This is a genomic window from Hydrogenophaga sp. FW305-3-2-15-A-LB1, assembly GCF_058787875.1.
Map to the genome: position 1 here is coordinate 25,654 of NZ_JBYTAE010000069.1, position 10,796 is coordinate 36,449.

Annotated in this window: 8 protein-coding genes; all 8 read right to left on the minus strand. The window is 71.1% G+C overall.

Annotated elements, in window-relative coordinates; translation table 11 throughout:
- Positions 1-23: 23 nt before the first annotated feature.
- On the minus strand, positions 24-689 hold the full coding sequence (pdeM, locus tag AC3WPZ_RS20150; protein ID WP_492441166.1) for a ligase-associated DNA damage response endonuclease PdeM: 666 nt from the start codon (positions 687-689) through the stop codon (positions 24-26).
- On the minus strand, positions 682-3,150 hold the full coding sequence (locus AC3WPZ_RS20155) for a ligase-associated DNA damage response DEXH box helicase (RefSeq protein ID WP_492441168.1): 2,469 nt from the start codon (positions 3,148-3,150) through the stop codon (positions 682-684). Before AC3WPZ_RS20155 ends, pdeM begins: the two co-directional genes overlap by 8 nt.
- Positions 3,141-4,619 carry a superoxide dismutase family protein gene (locus tag AC3WPZ_RS20160; RefSeq protein WP_492441170.1) on the minus strand — a complete coding sequence of 493 codons (1,479 nt, stop codon included), beginning with the start codon at positions 4,617-4,619 and terminating at the stop codon, positions 3,141-3,143. Before AC3WPZ_RS20160 ends, AC3WPZ_RS20155 begins: the two co-directional genes overlap by 10 nt.
- 20 nt (positions 4,620-4,639) lie before the next feature.
- Complete coding sequence (locus AC3WPZ_RS20165) at positions 4,640-5,923, minus strand: PQQ-dependent sugar dehydrogenase (RefSeq protein WP_444686331.1); 1,284 nt, start codon at positions 5,921-5,923, stop codon at positions 4,640-4,642.
- 31 nt (positions 5,924-5,954) lie between these two features.
- Positions 5,955-6,191: a hypothetical protein gene (locus AC3WPZ_RS20170; protein WP_382324217.1), complete on the minus strand. Its 237-nt coding sequence runs from the start codon at positions 6,189-6,191 to the stop codon at positions 5,955-5,957.
- 60 nt (positions 6,192-6,251) lie between these two features.
- Positions 6,252-7,295 (minus strand): phospholipase D-like domain-containing protein, encoded by a 1,044-nt coding sequence (locus tag AC3WPZ_RS20175; protein ID WP_492441172.1) that lies wholly within the window; start codon positions 7,293-7,295, stop codon positions 6,252-6,254.
- Positions 7,296-7,376: 81 nt separating this feature from the next.
- Entirely contained in the window at positions 7,377-8,924 is a 1,548-nt protein-coding gene (locus AC3WPZ_RS20180; protein ID WP_492441174.1) for an ATP-binding response regulator, read from the minus strand.
- On the minus strand, positions 8,921-10,435 hold the full coding sequence (locus tag AC3WPZ_RS20185; protein ID WP_492441176.1) for an ATPase domain-containing protein: 1,515 nt from the start codon (positions 10,433-10,435) through the stop codon (positions 8,921-8,923). Before AC3WPZ_RS20185 ends, AC3WPZ_RS20180 begins: the two co-directional genes overlap by 4 nt.
- Between the last annotated feature and the right edge of the window lie 361 nt (positions 10,436-10,796).

Sequence of the window (10,796 nt, forward strand, 5' to 3'; positions counted from 1 at the left end):
CCTGGTGAATCTGACCGACGTTTTTACCGATTCCGGGTGGGTGTGGGCCCCATGTCCAGCAGCTGCGGACCCATGCAGGCGAAGCGCGCCTGCGCCTCCCGCACCAGCCAGCCGCCGGTGAAGAGGGAGAAGGCGGGCAGCACCAGCTGCCGTTCCGTCAGGGCGAAGGCCGGAAAACGGCCCCGGAAGCCCGGCACGCTCACCACCGGGTGCACATGGCCGCAGATGACGAACCGGGCACCGGTGGTTTCGGGTGCGGGGCGCGGCGCGTGCGCGAAGCCGAACGGGCCGTCGTCCACGGGTTCGCGGCGGTGCTCGATGTCCAGCCCCGCGCGCGCCGCCGCGCGGTCGTGGTTGCCCTCCACCAGCAGCATGTGCACGCCCGCGTGGCGAGCGCGAAAGCGCGCCCATTCCTCGCGCCAGCGCGCATCCACGCGCGGGCCATGCAGCAGGTCGCCCAGCACCCACAGCGAATCCGCGCCGCTGCGCTCGATGAGCGCCGTCAGTCGCTCCAGGTCGTGGCGCGTGCCGCCGGTGGGCAGGGCGATGCCGGCGGCGCGGAACGCGTCGTCCTTGCCCAGGTGCACGTCGGCCACCAGCAGGCGCCGCCGCGCCGGCCAGTACAGCGCGCGGTCGGCGAACAGGCGAACGGGCTCGCCGGCCAGCACCAGGTCGATGGCCTCAGCCATGGCGCGCCTGCAGTTGCTCGGCCGCGCGCCGCACCCGGGCCGACCAGTCTTCCGTGCTCAGCTCGCCGCGCACCGTCTCCGCCCACAGCGGAAACGACAGCGGGGTCAGCGTGCGGGGCTGGCGCAGGTCGATCGTGCGCGCCGCGCAGCGCTTGAACGCGGCCGTGAGGGCCTGCACGTCCATCTGCGCTTCGAACACCTCGCGCACCGCCTGGGCCAGCAGCAGGTGATCGGGGTCGTAGCGCTGGAGCACGTCGAACAGCAGGCCGCTGGAAGCCTGCAGCTGCCGCGCGCTGCGCTGCGCGCCGCCGGGCAGCGAAGGCACCAGCATGCCGGCCACGCGCGCGATCTCGCGGAACTGGCGGCGCGCCATCTCGGTGAGATTCAGACCTTCGTGCAGGTCGTCCAGCAGATCCGCCGGTGCGAGCAGCCGGGCGATGAGGTCCGGGTCCACCGGCGTGGGCTGCGAGGCGTTGAGCACGAAGCCGTAGTCGTTGACCGCGTACAGGAAGGTGTTGGGCGCCAGGCGCCCCCAGCGCAGGGCAAACAGCGCGGCCATGCCTTCGTGCACGGTGCGCCCGGCGAAGGGGTAGACGAACAGCGACGCGCGCCCACGCGTGCGCACCGTCTCCACCAACAGGGTCCGCGGTGTGGGCAGGGCCGAGACACGCGCCTGCAGGTCCAGCAAGGGGGCCAGGGCGCGCAGTTCCGGGCTGTCGCGCGGGCCGTCGAGCACCGCCTCCATGGCCGCGCCCAGTTCGGTGGACAGCGGCATGCGCCCACCCTGCCAGCGCGGCACGGCGGCGCTCAGGCCCTTGGCCTTGCGCACATAGGCCGTCATCTGGTCCACCGCCACCAGCTCCAGCGTGCGGCCGGCGAACTGGAAACGGTCGCGCGGGCGCAGCCGGCTGATGAAGCTCTCCTCCACCGAACCCAGCGAGGCGCCCCGCAGAAAGCGCACCGCCACCGCGCCGTCGGCCGTGATGGTGCCGATGGAGAGCCGGTGGCGCAGCGCCACGCGCCGGTCCGTCACGCGGTAGACGCCGTCGTCGCCGCGCACGGCGCGGTGGAAGTCGGGGTAGTTCTCCAGCGCCTGGCCGCCGCGTTCGATGAAGCGCAGCACGCCCGCCCATTGCGTGTCGCTCAAGGCGGCGAAGGCGTGTGTGCCGCGCACCTCGGCGAGCAGCGCGTCCGGCTCGAAGCCGCCGCCCAGCGCCAGCGTCACGCAGTGCTGCGACAGCACGTCCAGCGACAGGCGTGGCGGCCGCCGGGCCTCGATCTCCCCGGCCGCGATGGCTTTGCGTGCGGCGGCGAACTCGGCCAGTTCCAGCGCGTGCGTGGGCACGCCGTGGACCACGCCGGCCTCGCCGGGCCGGTGGTTGGCGCGGCCGGCGCGCTGCAGCAGGCGCGCCAGGCCCTTAGGGCTGCCCACCTGCATCACCAGCTCCACGGCGGGAAAGTCCACGCCCAGGTCCAGGCTGGAGGTGGCCACCACGCAACGCACGCTGCCGTCGCGCAAGCCCTGCTCGGCGGCCAGGCGCAGTGCCGTGTCCAGCGAGCCGTGGTGCAGGGCCAGGGTGCCCGGCGCTTCCAGCCAGATCGACGACAGCGCGCGGTGCCACAGCTCGGCCTGCGCGCGCGTGTTGGTGAACAGAATGGCGCTGCGCGCGCCGGCAATCAGCTGCATCACCCGCTCCAGCTGCGACAGGCCCAGGTGGCCGGCCCAGGCGAAGCGCTCGCCGTGCTCGGGCAGCAGCGTCTGGAGCACCAGGCCCCGGCGCCGCGCGCCGCGCACCACCGGCGCGCCGGGCCGGTGCGGCAGCAGCACGTCGCGCGCCTCGTCCAGGTTGCCCAGCGTGGCCGAGAGGCCCCAGGTCACGGCCGTGGGCGCCAGCGCGCGGATGCGCGCCAGCGTGAGTTGCAGCAGCACGCCGCGCTTGTTGCCCAGCAGCTCGTGCCACTCGTCCACGATCACGCCCCGCAGCCCCGCGAGCAGGGCCGCCGTCTCGGGATAGGACAGCATCAGGGCCAGCGACTCGGGCGTGATCACCAGCACCTCGGCCAGGCCCTGGCGGGCCAGGCGCCGGTCGCGCGAGCTGGCGTCGCCCGTGCGCTTGGCCACCGTCCAGGGCAGGCCCAGGGCTTCCAGTGGCGCGCTCAGGGCCTGGGTGGTGTCGGTGGCCAGCGCGCGCAGCGGCGTCACCCAGAGCAGGCGCAGGCGCGAGGTGGGGGACGCGGGGGCCGCCTCGCGCAGGCCGTCGAGCAAGGCGCCGCCCAGCGCCGCCAAGGTCTTGCCGCTGCCGGTGGGCGTGACGAGCAGGCCCGACTCTCCGCGCTGCCAATGGCGCCACACCTGCCGCTGGAAGGGGGCGGGGGACCAACCCTGGGCAGCGAACCACGCGAGCAGCGCCGCGTCCGCCGCGCGGGCGCGAGCAACCGGAACCCGCTGGGTCAGGGCCACCCGATCGTCAGGACGTCGAACGGCAGCAACGGCGGCGGCTGCTTCACCTTGTCCAGCTGCGCGTTCACCACCATCAGCCCGCGCGGGCCCACGGCGGCGGTGGTGGGGAAGTTGAAGCCAGGCTCGGCGATGCGCTGCGTCACGCGCGCGCGGCTCCAGTCGTCGCTGAGGGTGAGCCGGGCGACCTCGTTGGCCTGGTTGCGCACCACGTAGAGTTCATTCGCCCCCCGCAGCGCCAGGCCGTCGCCGTAGCGCAGGTCGCCGCCGTCCACCGCCACCGGCGTGACCGCCTTGGAGGCGATGTCGATGCGCCAGAGCTGTCCCGTGATCAGCTGCACCACCATCAGCCAGCGGCCATCGGGCGAGGCGACGATGCCGTTGAGGTTGATCTGGTTGGGCTGGTAGCGGATGGGCGTGGTGGAGAGGTCCAACCAGGGGTCGAGCAGGGGCGGCCCGTCCATCACCTGCCGGGCGCGGAACAGCACGGGGCGGAACGAGTCGGTCACATAGACATGGTTGTCGGGCGCGAGCACCAGGTCGTTGAGGAAGGTGTGGGAGTCCTTCGGGCTCTTGAGGTTGGCCACGGTCATGCCGGTGTTGAGGTCGATCACCGCCACGTTGCCCTGCGGCCCGCCCGCCACCCACAGGCGCCCGGCCACGTCCACCTTCATGCCGAACGCGGCCTGCCGCCCCACGGCGCCACCGGCCTGGAACAGCTCCGCCTTGTTCGCGCCCGCTGGCAGGCGCCAGATGTTGCCGTCGTTGGTCGAGCCCACGTAGGCATCGCCCGTGCGCGGATCGATGGCGATGCCTTCGGGAAACACGCTCGCGCCATCGAAGGTGGTGCGAGCGGTCGCGGCACTGGGCCGGGCCGCCTGGATCACGCCGCACAACACGCGCGCGCCGGAGTTGCCGGCCGGGTCGGTGGCGTGGTCGTCGGGGTTCTGGTGCACCACCAGCGCGCGGCCGAACGCCGAGTCGGGCCCGCGCGAGAGGGTGACGTTGGGGTTCAGGTAACGCAGCGATCCCGTGCCGTCCGCGCCCACGGTGATGTTGGGCAGTTCACCGGCGTGCGCCTGGTGCGCGGGTTGCCCCGGCTGCCCATGGTTGTGCGACTGGCCAGGGTCGAAATGGCCGCCCGCCGCGCCGAAGGCCACGGTCTGGCCTGTGGCCGGGTCCGGTCCCGGGGCGCAGGCGCCGTGGGCGTGGATGTGGAAACCATGCAGGCCGGGTGTGAGGCCCTGCACGGTGATGGCGATCTCCACCCCGGCGGGTGTCTGCACGAGCTCGGCCCGGCCCGCTGACTGGCCCGAGGCCGTGACCAGCTGGGCCACGGCGGGTTGGCGCTCAGGCCCGCTCTGCGTGGGCCCGCCCGGATCGGCGGGCGAGGGGGTGGTCCTGCAGCCCGCCACGGCGCCCAGCACAAGGACGGCGGCGAGCGACACACAGGAAGACAAATGGCGTGGCATGGAGGGATCCTTCAAAGGGTTCAACGGCCGGTGTAGGTGATGCGGTAGATCACCCCGTTCTGGTCTTCCGCCACCAGCAGCGAGCCGTCGGCCGCCATGGCCAGCCCGGCCAGCCGGCCGAACTGCGCCGGGCGCCTGGCCCGGTTCTGCTCGGAAGGCGGCGCGTTCGGGCCCACTTGCGTGAAGCTGGGCGGCGGCGTGTCCATGAGCCAGCCGGTGGCGAAGTCCTGCACCGCGGTGGCGCGCCCGGCCGCGTCGAAGCGCACGCGCGCGACGCGGTAGCCGCTGGGCTGGGCGCGGTTCCACGAACCGCGAAACGCGACGAAGGCGTCGTTGCGGAACTCCGCCGGGAACTGGCTGCCGGTGTAGAACGCGAAGCCGATCGGGGCGGCGTGCGCCGTGTAGGTGAGCACGGGGGCTTCGGTGCCCGGGCAGAAGTCGGCCTTGGTGGTGCCCGGCGGATCGTTGAACACCTGGGGGTCGGGTTGGCGGGTGCCGTAGCAGTACGGCCAGCCGTAGTGCTTGTTGGCCCGCAGCTGGTTGAGCTCCTCGGGCGGCGTGTCGTCGCCGTGGTAGTCCGAGCCGTGGTCGAAGCCGTAAAGCAGGCCGCTGCCCGGGTGCCAGCCGAAGCCGATGGTGTTGCGCAGGCCGCTCGCGTACACGGCGCGCGCGCTGCCATCGGGCAGGGCGCGCAGCAGTGTGGCGTTTTCCGGGTTGGCGTCGCGGCAGTCGTTGCAGGTGGAGCCCACGGTGATGTAGAGCATGCCGTCCGGCCCGAAGGCCAGCGTGCGGTTCGGGTGCTGGCCCGCGTCGGGCAGGTCGTCGATGAGCACGCGCGGGGTCGAGAGCGAGCCGTCGGGCTGGATGTCGGCCACCACCACCTTCTTGTCGGCGGTGATGTAGAGCTGGTTGCCCCGCAGCGCCAGGCCGTGCGCGGCCTTGAGGTTCTGCGCGACGATCTTTCGCTCATCCACCGTGCCATCGCGGTTGCTGTCGCGCAGCAGCAGCACGTCGCCCTGTTCGCGGCGGCTGGCGTACACATCGCCATTGGGCATGGGCAGGAGCCAGCGCACGTTCTGCAGGTCCTTGGCGAAAACCGTGATGCGGAAACCCGGCGGCACCGTGAGCCGCGAGAGCAGCTCGTCCTGGAACTTCACCGGGCTGGGCTCGAGCACCGTCACCGTCGTGGTGAGGGGGCCATCGCCTGGTGGCAGCTGCGCGTGGACCATCGACGGGGCCAGCAGAAGGGCGGGCAGCGCGCCGCCCAGGGTCACTGTCAGCACGGCGGAGCGCCAAGGGTTCATGAAAATCTCCAAAGGGTTGCGCCAGGGGGCATCAGTCGCCGCTCGGCTCTGGCTTGTCGGGCGCGGGGCGGTACGGCACCTCGGCCGGCGCGTGGTCTTCTTCGGGCTTTTCCGCGTCGCGGTAGGCGCCGCGCTGGTTCTGTTCGAGGTGGGGGGCGTCGCTGCTGCCCAGCGGCGCGTGGTCGCGGCCCCGGCCAAAGTCGCCCTGGGGCTGGCGCGAGGAGGCCCGCACGGCGGCGGGGCGCTTGCTGTCTTCGAGTCGGGTCATGGTCGGTCCTTTCCGTTGGTGTGCAAAGGCGGGGGCAAGGCGCGTACCCGCGCCGTGCCTTCAAGCGGGCACGGTCGCTTCGTGCAGTTGCACCGCGTGCCCCGTCGCCTGGTGGAAGACCGCTTCCAGCGACGCGGCGAACTCGGTGTCCATCACGATCAGCTCGGCGCCTTCGCCCACCTTGGCGCGCGGCCCGTCGACCGCCAGGCTCGACCAGTGGCCATCCACGACGGCGTGGCAGGGGAAGGGGCAGCTGTCGTCCACACGGTACACGCGGGCCCCGACGCTCAGAAGGTCGGCGCAGCGTTCCTGCCACCGCCAACCCAGCGCATGCCGGTGCACCACGACGGTCACACCCACGCCGCTGGCGCTCGCCGCGAGCAGGGCCTTCATCAGGCGGCGCGAGGGCGCTCGCTCGACCATGCTCACGAACACCTGGGCGCGCGCTTTCTCGATCTGCTCGACGAGGGAGTGGCCTGCCTGCAGCGGCACACCGCCCGTGGCGGGCGCGGCCGACAGACCCATGTGCGCGCGCCCGACCGCGATCAAGGGCGGAAAGTAGTTCGCCTGGGGCAGGCGGGCGGCGGAGCTGGAGGCGTGCCAGGCCTCCAGAAAGAGCCGCTGCAGGCGCTGCACCACCGGCCCGCGCATCCGCACGTGGGGACCAAAACTGCAGAGGTCCGGGGAGCGGATGCCCGGCCCGCACCAGGCCACCTCGCCATCCACCACCGCCAGCTGGCGGTGCGTGGCGCGCAGACGGCGGTCCAGCCAGCCGCGCCAGCCGCGCCGGGGGTGGTCTTCGTTCAGGGTGATGCCCGCCTCGCACAGGCGAGAGAGCTCGTCGGTCGCGCGCGCCATGTCCAGCGTGTGCGCGATGACCTGCACGCGCACGCCCTTGCGGCATCGTTCGCCCAGGCAGCCGATGATGTCGGCGCCCAGCCCGGGTGTGTGCAGCAGCGCGGCGTCCAGGTTGATGTGGTCCACCGCGCGCTCCAGCGTGCCGATCAGCGCGGCCCGGACGTCTTCGGTGTGGTCGAAGAGGTCGGCCTGGTTGCCCTCCAGCAGCCGCTCGCCCGGCTCGTCGTCCGCGTCGGTGGCGGCCACGGAGGCACGCTCAGGGCCAAATGGCGTGAAGGCAGGCTGTTTCATGCCCCCCCAGGGCAAGCGGCGTTCCCGGCCGCCTCTTCAGCGGCGGGTGGCCAGCAGCTCGGTCAGCTGATCAAGGTCCGCGGGTTTGATGAGGTGGTGGTCGAAGCCCGCGGCCATGATGCGTTCGCGGTCCGTGGCCTGCCCCCAGCCGGTGAGCGCGACCAGCACCGTGTCGGCCAGCGCGCTGTCCGCGCGCACCAGGCCAGCCAGCTCGTACCCGTCGCGCACGGGCATGCCGATGTCGATGAACGCCAGGGTGGGTGTGCACACCGCCATCGCGGCCAGGGCTTCCTCCACGCCGTAGGCCACCGCGGTGCTGGCGCCCATCAGCCCGAGCAGCTCGGCCAGGGAGTCGGCCGCATCGCGGTTGTCGTCCACCACCAGCACCCGATGGCCCTGGCCGGCGCGCCGCTGGGTCGCCAGGGTGTCCACCATTGCCTGTTCCACCGTCTCCGGCACCAGCGGGAGTTCGACCGTCATCGTGGTCCCTTCGTTGACGCCAGGGCTGCTCGCCATCACACGGCCACCATGCAGTTCCACCAGGCTGCGCACCAGCGTGAGGCCGATGCCCAGGCCGCCCTGCGCCACGCGGGAGGTGTCGCTGATCTGCACGAACATGTCGAACACCGAGCCCAGCATGGCCGGCGGAATGCCCACGCCCGAGTCGCTGACCTGCACGCGCGCGGCGTGCCCGTCCGACCGCAGGCTCACCACGATGCGGCCTTGCGGCGGGGTGAATTTGGCGGCGTTGTTGAGCAGGTTGGCGAACACCTGGGTCAGCCGCACGCCGTCGCCCTGCACGGTGCTGGGCACCGGTGGCAGGTCCAGCACCAGCTCGTGGTGGCCCGCCACGAGCAGGGGTTTGCTGAGCTCGGCGGCGTCGCGCACCACGCGGTGGAGCGAGACCGGTGCCAGGCGCAATTCGATCTTGCCCCGCGTGATGCGCGACACCTCCATGAGGTCGTCGATCAGCCGCACCATGTGCGTCACCTGCCGGTCCATCATGGCGTAGAGGCGCTGGGCGGTGGCCTCGTCCGGCTGCTTCTCCGTGAGGATGCTCAAGGAGGTGCGCAGCGGTGCCAGGGGGTTGCGCAACTCATGCGCCAGCGTGGCCAGGAATTCGGTTTTCCGCTGGTCCGCCTCGCGCAGGCCTTCCAGCGTGGTTCTCAACTGGTACTGCCGCCGGCGTGCCGCCAGCGCCGTGCGCACCGAGCTCACCAGCGAAGCCACCCGCATCGGCCGCTCCAGCACCGTGAGGTTGGCCAGCTGCTCCAGGGCCTCGGTGACCGCCACGGAATCCACGCCCGAGCGCGCCAGCACGATCACCGGCAGGTCGGACCAGGCGGGCTGCGAACGCAAGGCCAGCATCACGCGCCCGAAGCCCTGGTCGGCCAGGATCTCTTCCGCGATCAGCACGGCCGCGGCGCCCACCGCCATTTCTTTCGCCAGTTCGGCGGCATCCGCGCAGGTTTCGGCCACGATGCCCGCGCGTGCCAGCAGGCGAATGGTCATCTCGCCGTCCTTCGCCGTGACCATCCTGAGCAAGACGCGCAGCTCGGGCGACCGAGCCGGAACGTCGGTCATTTCGCTGGCGTGTCGGGATCGACCACGCCTTCCAGGGGAATCGGTACGCCCGTGAGAATGCCGCGGAACTGTCGCAGGGGTGGCCCGAGGGAAAGCCCGTCGGGCGTGATCTTGAAGCTGCGGATGCTGCGCTCGTGCTGGCCGCCGCGCTTCTTCATCACGGAAATCGCCTGCCGCACCTCGCCCTCGGCCTCGAAATAGCGCAGCAGCACCACGGCATCGGCCAGGTAGCTCGCGTCCACCGGCGAGTGCATCTGCATGCCGATCAGCCCGTGCTGCGCACCGATGAGCACGGTGGCCACGCCGGACTGGCCGAGGAAGGTGAGCAGCTCGTGCAGTTGCACGATGAGGAAACGCTCGTCCGGCATGGCGTTGAGGTAGCCGTTGAGGCTGTCGATCACCACCACGCTGGCGTGGTGCTCGGTGACGGCCTGCCGGATCTCGTGCACGAACTCGCCGGGCGAAAGCTCGGCCGGGTCGACCTGCCGCACCCGGATGCGCCCTGACGCCATGTGCTTGGAAATCTCCATGCCCATGCCTTCCGAGCGCGTGCGCATGGTCGCGATGCTCTCGTCGAAGATGAACAGGGCCGTGCACTCGCCGCGCTCGGCCGCCGCCATGGCGAACTGCACCGCCACGCTGGACTTGCCGGTGCCCGGGGCGCCCACCAGCAGCGTGCTGGTGCCGCGCTCGATGCCGCCGCCCAGCAGGTCGTCCAGTTCCTTCAGTCCGCTGGGCATCTTGGTCTGGCTCACGGCTTCGACGTGTTCGGCCGCCACCAGCCGGGGAAAGACGATCAGGCCGCCGCGCGTGATCTTGTAGTCGTGGTACCCACCCCGGAACGACTGGCCCCGGTACTTGAGCACCACCAGCCGGCGCCGGGCGCCGCCATAGTCCGGGTTGATCTGCTCCAGGCGCACCACCGCGTGCGAGATGCTCTGCACCTGCAGGTCGTGTTCCACGGCGGTCATGTCGTCGAGCAGCACCACGGTGCAGTTGCGCCCCGCGAAGAACTGCTTGAGCGCCAGGATCTGTCGCCGATACCGCAGCGAATTGCCGGCCAGCAGCCGCAGTTCGGACAGGGAGTCGAACACCACCCGCGAAGGGTTGATGCGTTTCACGTCCTCCAGGATGCGAATGGTCGTCTCGCCCAGTTCCACCTCGGAGGGGTGGAACACGGTGTACTGCTCCTCGGGCGAGAGCGACTCCTGCGCGGGCAGCATCTCGCGGATTTCCACGCCATTGAGATCCCAGCCGTGGGAGCGGGCCACGCCCTGCAGTTCATCGGCGGTTTCCGAGAGGGTGACGTACAACACGGCCTCACCCATGCGAACCCCTTCCATGAGGAACTGCATCGCGATGGTGGTCTTGCCCGAACCCGGCGAACCCTCGGCCAGGTACAGGCGGCCCGGCGTCAATCCGCCACCGAGCACGTCGTCCAGGCCGGGCACGCCGGTGCGCAGCAACGGTGAGGTGGTGGTGTCGTCGATAGGCAGTGAGGGTCGGGTCATGGCGGGCCGCGTGAAGAGAGGGAGGGTCGGGGTGGCTTAGCCCATCTTCCCACAGGCGCCCGGATGCACCAAGCCACCGCGCCCATCAGGCGGTGGCACCACCGGACAACGCCTTGAAGAAACGAAAGTTGAATTGGGCGCCATACCAACGGAATGGCCGGTTTTCCATGGCCTGATCGTGCGAAGGACGACTACCGAAACTGCTAAGGTCCACTGCCAGTTACAAAATCCAATCACCCTAGCCATCCATGCTGTCTGCCATCACGAATCGGAAATTCTGCGTCCTGAATCTGTTGGCACTTCTCACCGCTTGCGGCGGTGGTTCCGGAGGCTCTCCCGAGGCAGCCCCGCCGCCCGTGCC